16 protein-coding genes are annotated in these 18196 nt (G+C 43.4%); 6 read left to right on the top strand and 10 right to left on the bottom strand.

Annotation, left to right across the window (positions count from 1 at the left end; all coding sequences use genetic code 11):
- Positions 1 to 180: 180 nt before the first annotated feature.
- The 7 genes from CWC03_RS18410 to CWC03_RS18380 all read right to left on the bottom strand — a co-directional run bounded on the left by CWC03_RS18410 (position 181) and on the right by CWC03_RS18380 (position 8807).
- Positions 181 to 789: a GNAT family N-acetyltransferase gene (locus tag CWC03_RS18410; protein WP_138583118.1), complete on the bottom strand. Its 609-nt coding sequence runs from the start codon at positions 787 to 789 to the stop codon at positions 181 to 183.
- Between the two features lie 5 nt (positions 790 to 794).
- Positions 795 to 1457: a hypothetical protein gene (locus CWC03_RS18405; protein WP_138583117.1), complete on the bottom strand. Its 663-nt coding sequence runs from the start codon at positions 1455 to 1457 to the stop codon at positions 795 to 797.
- Between the two features lie 197 nt (positions 1458 to 1654).
- On the bottom strand, positions 1655 to 4771 hold the full coding sequence (locus tag CWC03_RS18400) for an efflux RND transporter permease subunit (RefSeq protein WP_138583116.1): 3117 nt from the start codon (positions 4769 to 4771) through the stop codon (positions 1655 to 1657).
- A 12-nt stretch (positions 4772 to 4783) separates the two neighbouring features.
- Positions 4784 to 6511, bottom strand: coding sequence for an efflux RND transporter periplasmic adaptor subunit (locus CWC03_RS18395; protein WP_138583115.1), 1728 nt, complete (start codon positions 6509 to 6511; stop codon positions 4784 to 4786).
- On the bottom strand, positions 6504 to 7826 hold the full coding sequence (locus CWC03_RS18390; protein WP_138583114.1) for a TolC family protein: 1323 nt from the start codon (positions 7824 to 7826) through the stop codon (positions 6504 to 6506). The genes CWC03_RS18395 and CWC03_RS18390 overlap by 8 nt, the downstream gene beginning before the upstream one ends.
- Entirely contained in the window at positions 7826 to 8299 is a 474-nt protein-coding gene (locus CWC03_RS18385) for a DUF411 domain-containing protein (protein WP_138583113.1), read from the bottom strand. Before CWC03_RS18385 ends, CWC03_RS18390 begins: the two co-directional genes overlap by 1 nt.
- A 124-nt stretch (positions 8300 to 8423) precedes the next feature.
- The gene (locus CWC03_RS18380; protein WP_249314075.1) at positions 8424 to 8807 is read right to left on the bottom strand and encodes a hypothetical protein; all 384 of its coding nucleotides are present in this window, start codon (positions 8805 to 8807) and stop codon (positions 8424 to 8426) included.
- Positions 8808 to 8959: 152 nt separating this feature from the next.
- On the opposite strand from CWC03_RS18380, the gene CWC03_RS18375 reads away from it, so the two are divergent.
- Positions 8960 to 9568, top strand: coding sequence for an outer membrane beta-barrel protein (locus tag CWC03_RS18375; protein ID WP_138583112.1), 609 nt, complete (start codon positions 8960 to 8962; stop codon positions 9566 to 9568).
- 13 nt (positions 9569 to 9581) lie between these two features.
- Here the strand turns inward: CWC03_RS18375 and CWC03_RS18370 are convergent, their stop codons facing one another.
- Positions 9582 to 10502 carry a LysR family transcriptional regulator gene (locus CWC03_RS18370; protein WP_138583111.1) on the bottom strand — a complete coding sequence of 307 codons (921 nt, stop codon included), beginning with the start codon at positions 10500 to 10502 and terminating at the stop codon, positions 9582 to 9584.
- A 116-nt stretch (positions 10503 to 10618) separates the two neighbouring features.
- Here CWC03_RS18370 and CWC03_RS18365 point away from each other — a divergent pair, with 116 nt between their 5' ends.
- Positions 10619 to 11248 carry a LysE family translocator gene (locus CWC03_RS18365; protein WP_138583110.1) on the top strand — a complete coding sequence of 210 codons (630 nt, stop codon included), beginning with the start codon at positions 10619 to 10621 and terminating at the stop codon, positions 11246 to 11248.
- A gap of 68 nt (positions 11249 to 11316) precedes the next feature.
- On the opposite strand, the gene CWC03_RS18360 is transcribed toward CWC03_RS18365, so the two are convergent.
- Positions 11317 to 12351, bottom strand: coding sequence for an MBL fold metallo-hydrolase (locus CWC03_RS18360; protein WP_138583109.1), 1035 nt, complete (start codon positions 12349 to 12351; stop codon positions 11317 to 11319).
- 197 nt (positions 12352 to 12548) lie between these two features.
- On the opposite strand from CWC03_RS18360, the gene CWC03_RS18355 reads away from it, so the two are divergent.
- Both CWC03_RS18355 and CWC03_RS18350 read left to right on the top strand, forming a co-directional pair.
- Positions 12549 to 13160, top strand: coding sequence for a TetR/AcrR family transcriptional regulator (locus CWC03_RS18355; RefSeq protein WP_138583108.1), 612 nt, complete (start codon positions 12549 to 12551; stop codon positions 13158 to 13160).
- A 120-nt stretch (positions 13161 to 13280) separates the two neighbouring features.
- Positions 13281 to 13991: a DUF4336 domain-containing protein gene (locus CWC03_RS18350; RefSeq protein ID WP_138583107.1), complete on the top strand. Its 711-nt coding sequence runs from the start codon at positions 13281 to 13283 to the stop codon at positions 13989 to 13991.
- Between the two features lie 129 nt (positions 13992 to 14120).
- On the opposite strand, the gene CWC03_RS18345 is transcribed toward CWC03_RS18350, so the two are convergent.
- A complete protein-coding gene (locus CWC03_RS18345) occupies positions 14121 to 15677 on the bottom strand; it encodes an AbgT family transporter (protein ID WP_138583106.1) in 1557 nt (518 codons plus the stop codon).
- Between the two features lie 186 nt (positions 15678 to 15863).
- On the opposite strand from CWC03_RS18345, the gene CWC03_RS18340 reads away from it, so the two are divergent.
- Together CWC03_RS18340 and CWC03_RS18335 are read left to right on the top strand one after the other, a co-directional pair.
- On the top strand, positions 15864 to 16727 hold the full coding sequence (locus CWC03_RS18340) for an HDOD domain-containing protein (protein WP_138583105.1): 864 nt from the start codon (positions 15864 to 15866) through the stop codon (positions 16725 to 16727).
- A gap of 120 nt (positions 16728 to 16847) precedes the next feature.
- Positions 16848 to 18080, top strand: coding sequence for an NRAMP family divalent metal transporter (locus CWC03_RS18335; protein ID WP_138583104.1), 1233 nt, complete (start codon positions 16848 to 16850; stop codon positions 18078 to 18080).
- Positions 18081 to 18196: the final 116 nt, after the last annotated feature.

Raw genomic sequence — 18196 nt, 5'->3', positions numbered from 1 at the left:
ATATAATATTTAATTATCCTTCCTTTATGGATTTTGAAAATAACACAACAAATTGATTTTATTAACAAAAAATAAAACCTACACAAAATAAAAACATTTTTTACATAAAGAATTTTATTCCCATCCAAGTTTACAATGTTGTACAGTCAGGAGCTTTTGAGTTGCTGAATCTAGATGCAATTACCAAAAATCAAAAACACGCTTTACTTCTATGCCATAACACACTTCTTCGAACATAAAGCGATTCATTGTTACCTCCTGGGCTTGGTCGGGGTTTACCGCCCCATGCTTTTCGTAAAAACGTCGCGCTTGTTGGTTCTGCTCATAAATCCAAGTATACGCGCTTTGGCAGCCTTGCTCATAACGTTTTAATAAACGCGCCTTTAACAGCGCTTGACCTAATCCACGGTTTTGATGGCTTGGCAAAATATAACCGCGATATAGTTCACCCGCATTCGCTCTCGATATTTTTTGGCTAACTGGATTATACATTCGACGGTAATTACCCGCCGCACCGCAGCCTAATATTTTCCTGCCATCAGTCACGAGCAATGCCGTTTGGGTTGCAGAATTCTTGATGATCTCCGACCAAATCGTTGCGAAAAATTCGACGGTTCCCCCTGCTAGCACTTGCTCTGGTAAAAAGCCACTGAAAACCGCTTGCCAACTCGCTTTGGTCACTAACGCCATTACCTCTATATCTGCGGTGCTAGCAGTCTTGATGGTAATTTTTTCTGGCAGGTTAAATACGTCAACAAATGCCTTTTCATCTAATTCAGTTAAATTCAAGTCGACTATAAAACCGAAATCAGGTCTCGCTGACTAACCTTGCCAAGCTTAAGCTGTTCATACGAATCATAAATCGCCCTTTTACTATCTTGTAATCGCTGAGTAATATCTTCACCTTCAAGCAACGCGGCTTGCGCGGCCTCTAGCCTATCTTGCGTATCGGTAATAATTGCGGTTAGTTTTGCTTTATCTGATCTAATTAGCGTACTGTCCTGCTCAACTTTTTGCTCAAGCATAGTTAACAACTCTGAACGCACTGAAATGGTTTTATACTCTTTAAAGTCTAATCCCAGATGATTAAATAACAGCGCTTGATTCATCTCTTCTGGTGCAATTTCTACTTCAATTGGCATCTCTACAATGTTCGTCATCATTTCACGATACATCTCGATGTTATATTCGCGGCTGCCTATTTTGTGATTCGAACTCACCAGAGCTTCATGGGCTAGCTTTTCAGCTTGCTCAAAATGCTTGGTAAGGTAGGTCGATTGGGTGTTGTTCGGGGCTTTTTCTTGAACGGCCTTTGCGGCTTCCATAAACGAAGGTGTACCTGAGTTTTTTGCCACTGAATTAGAAATGTCTTGATCGCTCACAGCATTATTGTTCTTTCGACTATAAAGATCGTTCGAACCATACATTTGTGAATAAGGTGAATTTTGAATGTACATACTCGCTCCTTGGTGCATTGGCTGTTCTAGTACAGCAATAAGTGCGCCAAGGAAGCGTTATTAACCTGATCTCGGGTTAGTTTGGGTCCTAAGAGTCTTTTAACCACTTTTTCGATGTAATCGGGTTTTGCCAAACCAAAGTTTGCCGTTCAAGCGCTTATATTACTGCGCTTGAGGCAAACTTTTTCCGCTATCGATTAATTATTAACTTTCTCACGCCAACGGATCATCAACATATATACTACGGGTAACACCACTAAGGTAAGTAATAGCGCGCTTGCCATGCCGCCCACCATAGGCGCGGCGATGCGGCTCATCACCTCAGAACCTGTGCCCGAACCATAAAGGATTGGCAATAACCCAATAATAATCGTTGCCACCGTCATCATGACTGGACGAATACGCTTGCCCGCGCCTTCTAAAATGGCATTGTTAATGGCCTCAACTGTCAATGCTTGCGGTTTATCTTTAAGCTCACTAATGGCTTGGTTGAGATACACGAGCATGATCACGCCTATTTCAACAGCAACACCTGCAAGCGCTATAAAACCAACGCCTACCGCGACCGAAAAGTTAAACCCCTCAAGGTATAATAACCACAGCCCGCCAATCATCGCCATAGGTAACGTCGCCATGATGATTGCCACTTCACTAAAACTTCTAAAGTTCAAATAGAGTAAAACGATAATGATCCCAAGCGTGAGCGGCACCACATAAGTCAATTTAGCTTTAGCACGCTCCATATACTCGTATTGACCAGCCCAACTGATGGAATAACCTGCAGGTAACTCCAGCTGCTCACTCAGCACTTGTTTAGCGGTAGCCACATAACTGCCAACATCAACTCCGTCTAAATCGATAAACGTCCAACCATTAATGCGAGCGTTCTCGCTTTTTATGCCAGGTGGTCCGTTTTCAATATAGATAGTTGCAACATCACCTAGGGCAATATTTAATCCTTCGGCGGTGACTATAGGAAGCTTCCGCAGTGCTTCTGGAGAGTCTCGTAAGTCTTGCGGGTAGCGTAAACTAACCGGATAGCGCTCTTGCCCTTCAATGGTTTGCGTGACATCCATTCCACCAATTGCAGTTGCGACCACTTGCTGGACATCGGCAATATTGAGCCCAAATCGCGCGGCTTTATCACGTTGAATATCAACCTTAATATAGCGTCCCCCAGCTACTCGCTCTGAATAGACCGAAGCGGTGCCCTCTACCTGACTCAGAATACGTTCAAGATCTTGACCAATCTTTTGGATAGTATCTAAATCTGGACCTGCGACTTTAATTCCAACAGGCGTTTTAATCCCCGTCGCGAGCATATCAATACGCGTTTTGATGGGCATCACCCAAGCATTGGTTAAGCCCGGAAACTGTACCAGCTTATCGAGCTCAGCTTTGAGCTTTTCAGTGGTCATTCCCGCACGCCACTGTTCTTTAGGTTTTAATTGAATAAAGGTTTCAATCATCGTCAACGGGGCAGGATCGGTTGCGGTTTCCGCGCGACCGATTTTACCAAAGACATTTTTTACCTCAGGCACCGTCGCTATCAACTTGTCAGTTTGCTGTAAGATTTCTCTGGCTTTACCAATCGAAATACTTGGATATGTAGTCGGCATGTACATTAAATCCCCTTCATCCAAAGGTGGGATAAACTCACTGCCGATTTTATCCATTGGATAAAAGCCAACGAAAGTAACAACTGCAGCGGCCAACAACGTCAGCTTAGGAAAGCGTAATACTTGCTTTAATAGCGGCGTATACGCGCCAACCAACATTCGATTGATTGGGTTTTTATGCTCGGGCACAACTTTACCGCGAATAAAATACCCCATCAGCACGGGTATAAGCGTAATAGCAAGCCCTGCCGATGCGGCCATCGCATACGTTTTAGTATATGCCAGTGGTGCAAACATGCGCCCTTCCTGCGCCTCAAGAATAAACACAGGTAAGAAGCTTACGGTAATAATCAGCAAACTAAAGAACAGCGCAGGACCCACCTCAGAAGCCGACTTAGCGACGATTTCCCAGCGATTTTCATCATTGAGTGGCGTTTTTTCCATGTGTTTGTGCATGTTTTCAATCATCACGATTGCACCGTCGGTCATCGCCCCGATAGCTATGGCTATGCCACCAAGGGACATGATATTTGCGTTCACCCCTTGAAAATACATCACGATAAAAGCCACCAGAATGCCAAGTGGCAAAGTGATCACGGCAACCACGGAAGAGCGAATATGAAATAAGAACACCACACACACTAAGGCCACCACCACCAGCTCTTCGAGCAGTTTAGACCAAAGATTATCAATGGCTTTGGTGATAAGCTCGGAGCGATCGTAAACCGTCACCACTTCAACCCCTTCAGGTAAGCCTTGTTGTAGCTCAGCAAGTTTTTGCTTTACGCCGTCGATGGTTTTTTGCGCGTTTTCTCCAAAGCGCATGACTACAACACCGCCAACAACTTCTCCTTCACCGTTAAGCTCGGCAATGCCACGACGCATTTGCGGTCCAATATTGACAGACGCAACATCTGCTATCGTTAATGGCGTGCCTTTGACAGCTTGCCCAAGTGGGATAGCTTCAATATCTTTAACGCTTTGAATATATCCCGTACTTGTCACCATATATTCAGCTTCAGCCATCTCAATCACAGAAGCGCCCGATTCTTGGTTACCGCTTTGCAACGCCTGCTGCACATGCGTAAGCGGAATGCCGTAAGCGCGCAGTTTATTGGGATCAACCTGTACTTGATACTGTTTCACCATACCGCCAATCGGCGCTACTTCTGACACACCAGCAACCGATTGCAGCTCAAACTTTAAGAACCAGTCTTGTAGGCTACGTAGTTGGCTAATATCGTGTTTACCGGTTTTATCAACTAATGCATAAAGATACACCCACCCCACCCCAGTGGCATCAGGGCCCAACTGCGGTTTTGCCGCATCAGGTAATTGTGGTGCGACTTGACTTAGATACTCGAGCACCCGACTGCGCGCCCAGTAAAGATCCGTTTTATCATCAAAGATAACGTAAACATAGGAATCCCCAAAGAAGGAATAACCACGTACGGTTTTTGCGCCCGGCACAGAGAGCATTGCGGTGGTCAGCGGAAATGTCACCTGATCTTGCACCACTTGTGGTGCCTGTCCTGGATAAGGTGTTTTGACAATGACTTGTACATCAGACAAATCCGGAATGGCATCGACAGGCGTATTTTTAAGAGTAAATAGCCCAGCCCCCACCAGCATCAGTGTCAGCAGTACCACAAAAAAGCGGTTGTATACTGACCAGCGAATTATTGCTTGGATCATTGTGAACGCTCCTTAGTGGCCAGAGTGCATATTCACTGACATCTCATCTGCAGGTTTGATATCAGTCACCACAAATTCGTCACCCACTTCAAAGGTGAAAGTCACCTTCATTCCTGTCATAAGCTGGCTTAAATCAATGTGCTCAGCTGCAACAAAGTCCATCGTTGTTGCGGGACGATCCCATTTTTCAATGGCGTCGCGAGAAATATTAAGCACTCGGGTGTCAGGGTTGATAGCGTTTATCACACCACCCACTGTTGCTGTTGGTAAGGTATTTTCGGTCGTATTTCCTTCAGACATAATGTGAATGCCAGTCAGTAATACGCTGCCATCATCTTGTTTCGTGGCTTCAAAATGCAAAGTCTGTCCAGCGTTTAATTCGTCAACATTGACACTGTCAGCCACTGTAAAGTCCATCACCATTTCAGGCCATTCCCACTCGGGTACGGGCTGATGATCGATATTCACCACTCGACTTTGGTCGTTCACGCTTTGAATTTCTCCTTCAATCCAAACGGACTTAGCTTCTGCAACTGGCGCCATACGCATAAAGTCAGAAGTAATGCTCGATTGAGAATCAATCAGGAATTGGGCTGACGTAACTATCTTGTCACCTTCGTTAAGGCCATTGAGGATTTCAATGTTTTCATCACCAATTTGACCCAGTTCTACAACAACCGATTTAAAGCTACCGGGTGCAACTTCAACGACAACACGATTTTGTTTGGCAGTGCGGATCACAGACTCACTCGGCACTTGAAGTACATTGTCACGAGAATCGGCTTGAATGTTCACTTGCGCAAACATATTCGGCTTTAACAGCGCATCACTGTTGTCAAACCTGAGTCTTACTCTAAGTGTCCGTGTTTTTTCATTGAGTGAGGGGTAGACGTAATCGACTTGCCCTCGCCACATTCTGCCAGGTAAAAAGTCTAACCTCATGGAAACCGCTTGCCCCTGAGCGACCAACGTAGCATCACGTTCAAATACGTCAGCTTCGACCCAAATTTCGTCTAGTTTGGCGATACTCATGAGCGTTGTGCCTGGCTTTACGTAAAATCCTTCTCGGATCTGGAGTCCATCCAACACCCCCGATTGACGCGCATAAAAGGTAATGCTTTGATGCACTTCACCCGTTTTTTTCAGCGTATCAATAAAGTCATCACTCAGGTGTAATGCCTTGAGCCTTTCATGCGCTGCGTTTATCAGCGCCTGATTATTACGCTTTCTAGCAATAAGGTATTCTTCTTGCGCATTGACCAGTTGCGGCGAATACAAGGTGTACAGAGGTTCACCTTGCTTCACCGGATCTCCTGCTGCTTTCACGTAGAGCTTTTCAACCCATCCCTCAACTCGAGGATGAATGTGCACTAGACTATCTTCGTTATACTGAACATACCCCACCGTACGGATCTGTTGAGACATCGCTTGGCGCATGGCCACCGCAGTACGAACGCCCAAGTTGTTTTCAACGTGAGGCGCTATCTCCACAACCCCCTCACCAAATTTTGCATTCGCAGACTCTTCTTCGTACACAGGCACCAGATCCATTCCCATCGGAGACTTACCTGGCTTATCACGACGATAGTTCGGATCCATAGGCGCGACCCAATAAAGTGGTGCTTTCTCAGCGTTTTGCGCTACCGTAGATTCGTTACTTGAAGAGAGGTTTGTCCCAACTAGCACGCCTGCCGTTAATGTCGTGACGACAACCAGCGTCATTTTTAAGTTGTTATTCATAGCTTGCACCCTCTTCAATTTGAGCCAAATAATAGTTACTGCGTACCACCGCCTTTAACAATGCAATATCAATGGAAAGTGCTGATAACTGGGCATTCAGTTTCGCGATGCGCGCCCTCACCACCTCGGAAAAGTCGCCATCGTCATTGGTATAAGCGGTCAATGCAGCTTCGGCTTGTTCAGTGCTTTGTGCCACAATTGATTTTGCATATAGCGATTGCCTTTCTTGCAATCGTTGGATAGTTTGAATTTCTCCATTTAAGTTTGAAAACAGCTGCTTTAGCACCAGCAAGCGGTCGGTTTTACTCGCCTCGACTTGTGCGGTCGCTGCCGCTTTTTGCAGGTCTTGTTTTCCATCTGTGAATAACGGAACGTCGAACGACACACCAACGCTGAAAAAGTCAGTGCGAGACATCTGATCCGGTGCATCATCCCGATATGCGTAACTCGCATTGACGGAAAACTGTGGTTTATATGCCTGCTCAGCTAACTTTACCCCTTGATTGGCGCGGTATGTATCAACGTCGGCGGCAACAACCAACGGGTGATGAGTCAAATGCTGTACTACAGCTTGACTATCAACTGGACGTTGCTGCATCAACTTTGGCGCAATTGAGCGGATCAACGGCAGTGTCACTTTGTTTTGTTCAAGGACACTCAGTGCATTTGAATTAGTGAATGCATCATTTAATAGCCATTGCGAAAGCTTTGCCTTAGCGGTGTTAAGCTGCTGATAAGCCGCGGAACGCTTGTCGTCTAATTGCATCACCTCAAGCTGAGCACGGATCACATCTTGCTGGCGTGTTGCACCTAGCGCATTGGAGTAGCTAGCATTGGCTATTTCTACCATCTGGTCGAACAGCACACTATCGCGTTCAATCAGTTCTAACGTCTTTTTGGCTTGTACAATATCAAGCCACACCTGAGAAACATCGCGGCGCACTTGCGCTTTTCTATCCGCTTGTAAAATCGGTTGCTTTTTAGCGTCAAGTGCCAATTGCAGGCTCTTAATTTCGAGGCTATCTCCTCGCGGTAACATCTGCATCACGCCAACTTTAAGTTGGGTCATCCCCTCTTGATTAAACTCCCAACTATCAACAGGCAGATTCATCATACCGATGGACACCTGAGGATCAGGATAGCTTAGTGCTTCGCGGCTCATAGATTGCATCGCAGAACGCTTGTATTGACTAGATTTAAGCCAAGGATCGTTACTGATGGCGGCATCTATCGCTTGCTCTAACGTTGCAATATTAGCCTGTGCTATCTGTGGCAGTATCAGTATTGCGATAAACAAGGAAACTTTGATTGTCATTAGAATTGCGCCTCATAACTGTCAATTTGAGCAAAAACCTCATAGCTCCCATCTTTTTTAAGTAGTAATACTTGATAAGGCATAAAACGCTCGCCAACTTCCATACCAGGCGATCCCAGTGGCATAGCCGGCACACTCAAGCCGATATTTTGTGTGTCTTGGGTTAACGTTTCGTTTTGCAAAAACTGTTTAATAAATTTGGCAGGAACATGCCCTTCAAAAATAAAACCATTTTTAGAAACCCCGGTGTTACAAGATTGAAAGTTTTGCTTAATACCAAACTTACTCTTAAGTGAGCCAAGATAATTTAAATCGGTGGCTTTGTGCGCGATACCTTGCGCAGTTAAATGGCTTAACCACAGCTCACAACAGCCGCAGGTTGGGGATTTAAAGACTTCCAATTCTATATTGGATTTACCGTATGCCATGGCACTCATTAGCCATAACATCATCACTAAATAAAACTTTTTCATGCTAACCTCGCATGCAATACCAATTACGTTAGTGCAACAGGTATCAATCAATTCGTTGAAAATTACGCCAAAAAAGACGATTAATCGTACAAAGCTTTGAAATTAAGGCAGATCTGCCCTGAGGTTAGGCAAGTATTGGGGGTTTATAAAGAGAGCGAGGGTAGTCGCTAAGCTGACCACTTGTGAAACTTAATTTATCGTTTTTCAGTACAATAGGCGCTACCCACTCTCTTGGCGAAAACGCTGCAAGATTTGTGGAGCACATATGTGTGGGACAAGTACAATCGCTGCATTGTGCTGTGTTCTGAGGGTCACAACAATCCGTCTCAACCATCATTTCATGATGATGAGGCTCAGCCGATTGCACGTTACTTTGAAGCATTTGATGACTTGTTTCATGACTGGTAGCACCATGCATTTCACATGCTGCCATAGAGGCAGCCGCGTTTTGACCACTTAGTGTAGCCACCACGAACATTGTGATAAGTAAACGTAAGAATACTTGCAAGGTACTTTTCCAAATCAAATAAGCGAAGTAATAATAAAAATCTAACCAAAGAAATGCAAGTAAATAGACCAACATCGTTATTATTTTCTTTCATCATTGATATACTAGAGCCCAATTCTAAAAAATTATTCCGACTCAAGGATATGAACGTTATGAAATTTGCTTCAGTAGCTACTATTTTGGCGTTAGTTGTTTCGAGCAACGTCAGTGCTGCAGACTATGGAGACTTTGGTGTCTCAATACATGGTGGCAAAACTTACAGCAGTGATATCAAAACTTCTCGCCATCAAAAGTATGAATTAGAAGACGATTCGCACTTTGGATTAAGTATCGACAAATATGTGCCTGAAGGCCGTTATGGCTTCTACTACGGAAAAACTGAGACCCAACTTACCGCTTATCCGCTAAATAAAGTGGAAATGGAGTATCTATTATTTCAAAGTGCGGTGGTACGCCCTCTCACAGATAACTTAGATGTTTATCTAGGCTTACAGCTTGGTGCGACCTTTGTTGACCCTAATTTTATCGACTCCGATACTTTCTTTGCCTCGGGTTTATATACCGGCCTTGAATACAATCTTGGCGCAGGTTTTCATCTCGGTGCTGAAGCACGATGGATTGCAACTATCCTCAACAACAACTCTAAAGTCACATGCGATGTTGACCCAGAAACCCAAAATACCTGTAGCTGGCACTTCGACAATGAGGTAATGAGTCAATATCAAGCGAGCGCAACATTAAGTTATCGCTTTTCGCTCTAGGTAACAGAGACTATTAATAACAAGTCTTTGTGAGTCGCTGTACAATAAAATCAGCAAAAATACTCACCTTTGCAGGAATATGGCGAGTTGCTGGATATAGCATCCACAGCTCGCCTGAATAGTGAGTCTCAAATTGCCATTCAGGTAATACCTGTATCAACTCCCCTGACGCTAACGCATCTTTAGCTACAAACATCGGTAGGCTTGTGAGCCCAAGCCCTTGCAGCGCAGCATCTAACCTCACTCGAGTATGATTCGCTTTATAGCGCCCGTTAACTGGAGTTGTTAGTTTTTGTGTGCCTTTTCTGAATCGCCACTTAGCATCAGCATCCGTTTCCCCCAAGGCAATACAGCTGTGTTGTACTAGTTCTTTAGGGTGAGTAGGAATTGAGTGGATCGCAAGATATTTTGGTGATGCAGCCACTATGTGTTCTATCGTCATTACGCTTCTACCTATTAAGCCTTGTGGAGGCTCGTTGGTAATTTTAAATAGAATGTCTATTTCATCACGGATCAAATCCAACGCGTTGTCATCTAGCACCAAATGAACGTCAATATTTGGAAATTCGCCTAGAAACGCCATCACATTTGGGTGAATTAGTGAATGTGCGACCGCTTTTGGCGCTGCGATTTTTACTGTTCCTTGTGCCGTTTGATGATAGCTTTCACAAAGCGAGATGACGTCTTTGGCGGCTTGTTCCAATTGAGTACAGCGCTCATACACAGCCCTTCCTGTCTCGCTCAATCTTAAGCTACGTGTGGTACGTTGAAGTAAACACACCCCCAATTGCTGTTCAAGGTGTTTTATGGCACGACTCACTGATGACGGCGAGACACCTAATTGCCGAGCGCTTTTGGAGAAGCTTCCAGTATTCACTACCGAAACAAAAATCGACATTTCTTGCAGTAGTTCAATATGTTTACTGGTCGTCATAACTCTCCCATTTGTGCGCTCTACGCAAAAGTTAATTCTATTTTTAGATTATTATCTTCCTAGGAGAATCAAAATACAATGCTCTCAATTATTCAATATTATATTGGGAGCTTATTATGGTGCAGTATTGGCCAGAGTTTTTGTCATTAGTCATCATTCATTTTGTTGCAGTGATCTTGCCGGGCCCCGACTTTGTTATTACAGTCAGACAGAGCTTAAAATACGGCAGACTACATGGCGCAATGACAGCCTTGGGGATTGGCGCTGGGCTTAGTGTTCATATCTCATATACCTTACTTGGTGTCGGCGCACTGATGCAGGCCTCACCTTGGGTTTTACAAGTAGCTAAATTAATCGGCGCTGCGTATCTTATCTACATCGCTATTCAATTGCTCAAAAGTGCAGGAACCATTCAACTGGATGCAGAAAATGCCCAGGCTGATGTAAGCTCACAGTCGCTCAAAAAAGCCTTTAGTCTTGGTTTTTTAACTAATGCAACCAACCCAAAAGCAACCCTGTTTTTCTTAGCCGTAGTGACTAATGTGGTCAGCCAGGGAACTCCGTTACATATTCAACTTTTTTACGGCGCTTGGATGTGCAGTGTTAACGCTTTATGGTTTATCTGTGTCAGCTTATTATTCTCAGCCACGTCTTCTCGCGCTTGGTTCTTGAACAAGATGAACTTGGTTGAAAAAGCACTTGCCGTTTTGCTTATGGCCTTTTCATTAAGAATGTTGATTGCTTAACACCAGAATACTGAATAAGGGTGTATGCCTAATACGGTAGCCCTTATTCAATTACTACGATACCAATATTAAGGCACTAGCGTTTCCCACCAGCTGTGGCTTGGTAGCGTTTCTGAAAGTGTCAACACTTCACCTACAACAGGCGTTACCAACGTCACTTGATTTTGCTCAGCTGCAACTTTGACTCTAACGAGCGGGTCGAACCAAGAGTGAAAAGCTAAGTCAAAAGTACCATTATGAATGGGGATCATATGCGTTCCTCGTAAATCTATATGGGCCTGTACGCTTTGCTCTGGCGTCATGTGTATATCAGACCAATCTTTATCATAGGCGCCGGTCTCTACTAAGGTTAGGTCAAACGGGCCAAGCCTTTCACCTATTTCCTTAAATCCAGCAAAATAACCAGAGTCTCCACTAAAAAAGATATTTTTGTCTACTGTGCGAATAGCCCACGCTCCCCAAAGGGCTTTATTTGCATCTCCAAGTCCACGTCCAGAAAAGTGCTGAGTAGGTGTAAAGGTGAGTGTTAACTCAGCGGTTTCTTCAAACTGCCACCAGTCAAACTGTTTTATTTTCTCGGCGGGAACTCCCCACTTTTGCAAATCACCTTCTACGCCCAAAGGTACATAAAATTCCCCCACTCTGTCTGCTAATCGCTTTACGCTTTCCTTGTCTAGGTGGTCGTAATGATTATGTGAAATCAGCACCTTATCAATTTTAGGCAATGATTCAATAGAAATAGGTGGTTGATGAAAACGCTTTGGACCAATAAATGAAAATGGTGATGCTCGTTCAGCAAAAACGGGGTCAATCAGAAGATATTTCCCTTGCGCTTTAATAAGTACTGATGAATGTCCCAGTTTGATAACGTGAGTGTGCGTATCAGAAAGTGCCTTTAAATTCGCCTCGGTGAGCACTTTTACTGGCATATCAACCTTCGGCACCGCATTGACTTTTTGCTCGGTAAAAAAGCGCCAAAAAATTTCCAGCGTCTTACCTAGGCTCGTTTTATTCGATTCATGAGTATTATGAAATTTACCATCACTATATTGAGCTGATGAATACCCACTCTGATTTACCGCAGCATTTAAATTAGAAGCCATAACTCCTCCTACTCCTATCAGCAAGACCACAATCAATCCAAACCATGTTCGCTTTTTCATATAACCACCAAAAGTAAACTACACAGTGTAGTTTACACATCAAAAATAGAAAGTAAACTAAGCAGTGTAATTTATTTTAGTTTTGCTAAAATGCGGAGTATCCATTTGTTGATATTCCCTTGCCTGTAATAGATAAAATGAAACAATCAGAAAGAAAGCGACTGCAAATTCTAGAGGCTGCCCAACAGTTATTTGCTCAGCACGGTGCTCAAAATACCAGTATGGATCTCATCGCAAAGCACGCTGAAGTGTCTAAACGAACGATCTACAACCACTTTGAGACCAAAGAATTACTACTGTATAACGTACTTGAGCACATGATGCTTCAAGTCGACCAAGGTGATATTTATCAATATCGACCCGATGTCTCGATTGCAAAACAACTTCAAGAAATCGCTTTACGAGAAGTCAATCTGCTCACCTCTGAATCATTTATCAAAGTGGCTCGCGTGGCATTTATCGAGTTGTTGCAAGACCCTACATTGGCTGCGCATTTCAATAGTAGTAAAGTAGGTTGTATGCGTTATTTAGAAACGTTTTTAGCCGATGCTGTCACTAACAATGCGCTGTATATCGAACATCAGGCATTCGCAGCACAACAGTTTTTATATCAACTCAAGTCTTTTATCTTTTACCCACGGCTTTATGGATTTGACCTCACAAATACGGAGGAAACGGACTTTATTGTAGAGCAAAGCATTGCGCTTTTTATGGCGAGATATGGGACTCAACAACGCAGCGAAGATTAATGATAAAGTTAGCTAATACAGGGAGTTAAAGAAATTTCATACAAACTTACATAAGGCCATATCTTAAACAAAAAAACGCCCTGAAATAGTCATCCACACTAGCAAGAGTAAGGAAATCAGATGAGCGAATTAATTGCAATTGGGAAAAACATTTGGATCCACAACGGCCCCACAGTATCATTCTTTGGCATGCCGTACACTACCCGAAGCACTATAGTAAAGCTTTCCTCTGGCGCATTATGGGTGCACTCTCCAGGAAAATTAACGGATGGACTGCTCAGTGAATTGACGCAACTTGGGCAAGTGAGATGCCTCATTTCTCCAAATAAACTACATCACCTATTTATGGGAGATTGGCAAGAAAAGTTCCCACAGGCGATTATGTTTGCTTCTCCCGGTGTCGACAAAAAACGCCCCGACCTTAAGTTTCACCGCCAGCTGGACGACACCGCCGAACCAGAGTGGCAAAATGATATTGACCAGCTGATCTTTAAAGGTAGCGCAGTAATGGAAGAAGTCGTATTCTTCCATAAAGAGAGTGGTACATTAATTTTGACGGATCTTATCGAGAACTTTCACCCTAATCACTTCGCTGGTTTTAAAAAAGTATTAGCGAAAATCACCGGGATTATTAGCCCTAACGGCAAAACGCCCATAGACTGGCGAACTTCATTTATGTTTGGAAAGCAGCAGGCCCGAGCCTGTTTTTCAAAGATGGCTGCTTGGCAGCCTCAATATATCGTTATTGCCCATGGTGAATGCATTGAAACAGGCGCTGAGGCGTTTTTACATCGCTCATTTTCTTGGCTGGGTATCAATAAAGCCGCGTAAGGCGCAGTACAAAATAACAGAATATAAAAAGCGCTGTTATTTCACTGAACAGCGCTTTTTGTTACTTAATCTAAGATTTAGATCAGGAGTTCATTACTTTAAGGATCCTCTGAAGTTACATTCCTCAAATTACATACCAGGTGGATATGCATAACTCGCTTGTAGACCTAGTGGAATACCAAGCATCCAGTAGATCAATAAGAAGATGCTCCAACCAATCAAAAAGGCAATTGAGTAAGGCAACATCATCGCTATCAATGTACCTATTCCTGTCGACTTAACGTATTTCTGGCAATAAACCACAACCAGCGGGAAGTAAGGCATAAGCGGAGTGATTATATTTGAGCCAGAGTCACCAACACGATAAGCCGCTTGTGTTAAATCAGGTGAAATTCCCAATTGCATTAACATTGGAACAAAAATTGGCCCCAATAACGCCCACTTTGCAGAGCTTGACCCCACAAATAGGTTTACAAATGCAGTGAGAAAGATGATACCAATCACTGTAACATAGCTTGGAAGCGCCAAAGCTTTTAATACTTGAGCACCTTCAATGGCAAGCAGTGCCCCCAAGTTTGAGTGACTGAAAGCACTGATGAAAAGTGCACAGAAAAATGCCATAACAATATAGTAAGACATGCTATTCATAGCCTTAGTCATGGCATCAATCATGTCTTTTGAAGTTTTGAACGTTCCGACAACAAAACCGTACACCGCACCAGGGATCCAAAACAGGAGAAAAATAAGTGGCACAATTGATTGCATTAATGGTGCACTAAAGTCAGTTAAAGCACCTGACGGGCTGCGTAGTGCTGAGTCTTCGCCGCTTGATGCATAAACCAATAACGCGATACCTGCTAACATCACCGTTGACGCTACCACAAAGCCTTTTTTTTCTTTACTGGTGATCTCATCGAATGAAGGCAAGCTATCTGTATCACCGTCAACTTCTGTCGCTTTTAGTCTTGGTTCAATGATTTTATCAGTGATATACCAACCTAAAAGCACAATGAATAGACTCGATGCCGAAGTGAAAAACCAGTTATTTAGTGGGTTAATCGCAATTTCTGGATCGATGATCTGCGCTGCACTTTGGGTAAAGCTTTGTAGCAACGGGTCGATACCTGAAGGAATAAAGTTCGCGCTAAATCCACCGCTTACGCCAGCAAATGCCGCGGCAATACCCGCAAGAGGATGTCTTCCCATCGCATAGAAAATAACACCGGCAAGCGGAATAACTAACACGTATCCAGCATCTGTCGCCGTGTGGCTTACAATTGCGATAAGAATAATAGAAGGAGTTAGTAGTGCTTGAGGCGTGCGTTTAAGCATGATTTTAAGGCCAGTATTAATATAGCCAGAATGTTCAGCAACACCCACACCTAGCATAGCAACTAGCACCACACCTAATGGTGCAAATCCCGTGAAGGTTTTTACCATCGTCGCCATAAACCCAGCAAGCGCATTTGGGTCTAATAAATTGTGAACGACAATTGCCTGATTGGTTCTCGGATCGATAGCGCTAAATTCTACGCCTGAAAATAACCAAGATAGTAGCCAGATCAGCAACATTGCTGATAAGAAAATGATTGCAGGATCGGGGAGTTTATTCCCCACCCGCTCTATCCCGTTTAGAAAACGGGTGATCGCAGAGTTTTGCGAGTTCGCTTGTTGTGTTTCGTGCATACCATTGCCCTAAGAAAAAAATTGCTTAACCATAACTTAATATTTACATGTTAAGCAAGAAAACGTGCCCATTGACGAGACACTTTGCTGAATTAGTAGGCTACTTGGTATTTTTTTATCTCAAGCCAGTGTCCAACAAAGAATTTACGCTATGCTTTCTGTATGCTTAGAATTAAGGATTTTTAGATGATAGATCTAGATGATAAAGTGTTAGCTGATGTCAAACATGGTTTTAATTTACCGCCTAAGCCCGCTCTGATAAGCGAGTTGCAAGCAGCACTTGCTACATCAGATCCCGATCTGAACGATATCGCTTCAATCATCGCTCATGATGTCAGCACCTCAGCTGCGGTGCTAAAAATAATTAACTCGCCCTTGTACGGCTTGGCAAGAACAGTAACGGATGTAAAACAGGCTGTGGTGTTTCTTGGCCTAGATTCTGTCAGTACTTTGGTAACAGGCTTTTTGCTCAAACAAACCTTTCATCAACGCACATGCTGTATTAGTTTGGAGCGGTTTTGGGATAACGCTTCAGACATTGCAGATAGCATCATGGTGATTGGCAATAAGCTCAAATCACGTGTCCCTATAGAAAACTTGCACTTACTTGGTCTATTTCACGATGCAGGAATAGCTGCTATGGCGGTAAATTACCCAGATTATATGGAAACGCTCATTGCTGCCAACAAAGATTACGACAAGCTATTAGTAGACCACGAAGAAGAAAAGTACGGGACCAACCATGCCATTATCGGCTACTTCCTCGCAGCCTCTTGGAATTTGCCACAGAGTATTTGTCAGATGATTCTATGCCACCATGATCCCGAATTTTTGAGTAGCTGCAAAGATGAAGAACAAAAGTTGGCCTTTGCTGCTTTAAAAATGGCGGAAAACTTTGTTCATATCAATAAGCGTTTTGTTGCAGCACCAGACTGGCATCTAATGAAGGCTGATGTATTAAGAGTTTTGAATTTAGACGAAGACGATTATCAAGATATTAAAGAAGATTTAGAAGATTACTTTCTAGAATTAGATGAAATAGCGAATTAGCAGGCCTATAATTGCAATCTCGCACTACCTTTTGATTATGCGGTGACGTGGTATTGCGGCAATTCTTAAAACTTCGTAGACTGATTGGCAATAGAATAACAATAACTTAAGGAATTTACATTGCCAGCGCTGCTATCTCTTAAAGATAAATTTGCCATATTTGGACCTGGAATATTAATGGCAACTGCTGCGATAGGCGGCTCGCACCTCGTTTCATCAACTCAAGCAGGAGCACTGTTTGGTAGTCAGTTGATTTGGCTGATTGTGGTCGTAAATTTGCTCAAGTATCCCTTTTTTAAATATGCTGTAGAGTACACAAGCCACTCTAAGCATACTGTTGTCGAAGGTTATCACGCGCATTACCGCTTTGGATTTAAAGTTTTTGTACTGCTCAATATTTTCGCTGCCATCGTAAATACCGCAGGAGTGCTATTACTTACTGCAAGCCTCTTAAGTTACTCGCTGCCATTTTCAATAGATACTGAACTGTTAAGCTTTATACTTTTAACAAGCTGCTTGGCAATTTTACTGGTTGGACACTACAAAATACTCGATGTAACGAGCAAATGGGTGATGATAATCTTGACCATTTCCACGCTCATGGCACTTGCCATTGCGGTTAACAATGGACCAGCTCACCCAGCCCCAACTAATCCGATTTCTCCCTACGACATTGCGCTACTAGGCTTTTTAGTTGCCTTAATGGGTTGGATGCCCGCACCAATCGAGATTTCAGCCATTAATTCCTCTTGGCTAAAAACAAAGATGGCTAAACAACCACTCACAAGTAGCCAAATTTTACTGGATTTCAAAGTAGGATATTTTGTGACGATGGGCCTTGCGGTCGTTTTTTGCTTACTGGGTATGCTAATGCAATACGGCCAAGATAAACCCGTGGAGCTTGCTGGCGTCGCATTCTCACAGCAGCTGATTGATATGTATGCCAACACGATTGGTGAGTGGGCCAGATGGTTAATTGCCGGCGTCGCATTTTTGTGTATGTTTGGGACAACAATCACAGTGTTAGACGGCTATTCCCGGGTGCTCAATGAGTCGCTTCAACTGTTGCGACCTAACACAACGAAAAAGAGTTACACGCTTATTCTACTACTGCAAGCAACTCTCGGTATGGCCGTGGTGCTATTTTTTAAGGCTGACTTAAAAAGTATGCTGATGTTTGCCATGAGCTCAGCATTTGTCACTACACCTATCTTTGCTTGGATGAATTTAGGGTTAGTGAAAGGTGAGATCTATCGCAGTCAACCAATTTATACTAAGGCTCTAACAGGACTAGGGCTGGTTTATTTAGTGGGCTTTGCGTTGTTATTTATATATTGGCGATTTTTGATGTAATGCCAAATGAGGCTGAGTAGCAGATGCAAATTAGACTTCTAGGGCCTGTTTATCTTTCAAGTTTATTTTTGCAGCAGCTTGATTGGTGTTTATACAACGCAGAGCCTGTGTACATT

Source organism: Pseudoalteromonas sp. S2755 (assembly GCF_005886535.1).
Classification (GTDB): domain Bacteria; phylum Pseudomonadota; class Gammaproteobacteria; order Enterobacterales; family Alteromonadaceae; genus Pseudoalteromonas.
This window is presented reverse-complemented; position numbering and strand designations above follow the sequence as displayed.

Bases quoted from the DNA above. Each gene is read 5' to 3' on its own strand.
- CWC03_RS18405 (WP_138583117.1), bottom strand. From the start codon at position 1,457: ATGTACATTCAAAATTCACCTTATTCACAAATGTATGGTTCGAACGAT.
- CWC03_RS18400 (WP_138583116.1), bottom strand. From the start codon at position 4,771: ATGATCCAAGCAATAATTCGCTGGTCAGTATACAACCGCTTTTTTGTG.
- CWC03_RS18395 (WP_138583115.1), bottom strand. From the start codon at position 6,511: ATGAATAACAACTTAAAAATGACGCTGGTTGTCGTCACGACATTAACG.
- CWC03_RS18390 (WP_138583114.1), bottom strand. From the start codon at position 7,826: ATGACAATCAAAGTTTCCTTGTTTATCGCAATACTGATACTGCCACAG.
- CWC03_RS18385 (WP_138583113.1), bottom strand. From the start codon at position 8,299: ATGAAAAAGTTTTATTTAGTGATGATGTTATGGCTAATGAGTGCCATG.
- CWC03_RS18375 (WP_138583112.1), top strand. From the start codon at position 8,960: ATGAAATTTGCTTCAGTAGCTACTATTTTGGCGTTAGTTGTTTCGAGC.
- CWC03_RS18370 (WP_138583111.1), bottom strand. From the start codon at position 10,502: ATGACGACCAGTAAACATATTGAACTACTGCAAGAAATGTCGATTTTT.
- CWC03_RS18365 (WP_138583110.1), top strand. From the start codon at position 10,619: ATGGTGCAGTATTGGCCAGAGTTTTTGTCATTAGTCATCATTCATTTT.
- CWC03_RS18360 (WP_138583109.1), bottom strand. From the start codon at position 12,351: ATGGCTTCTAATTTAAATGCTGCGGTAAATCAGAGTGGGTATTCATCA.
- CWC03_RS18355 (WP_138583108.1), top strand. From the start codon at position 12,549: ATGAAACAATCAGAAAGAAAGCGACTGCAAATTCTAGAGGCTGCCCAA.
- CWC03_RS18350 (WP_138583107.1), top strand. From the start codon at position 13,281: ATGAGCGAATTAATTGCAATTGGGAAAAACATTTGGATCCACAACGGC.
- CWC03_RS18345 (WP_138583106.1), bottom strand. From the start codon at position 15,677: ATGCACGAAACACAACAAGCGAACTCGCAAAACTCTGCGATCACCCGT.
- CWC03_RS18340 (WP_138583105.1), top strand. From the start codon at position 15,864: ATGATAGATCTAGATGATAAAGTGTTAGCTGATGTCAAACATGGTTTT.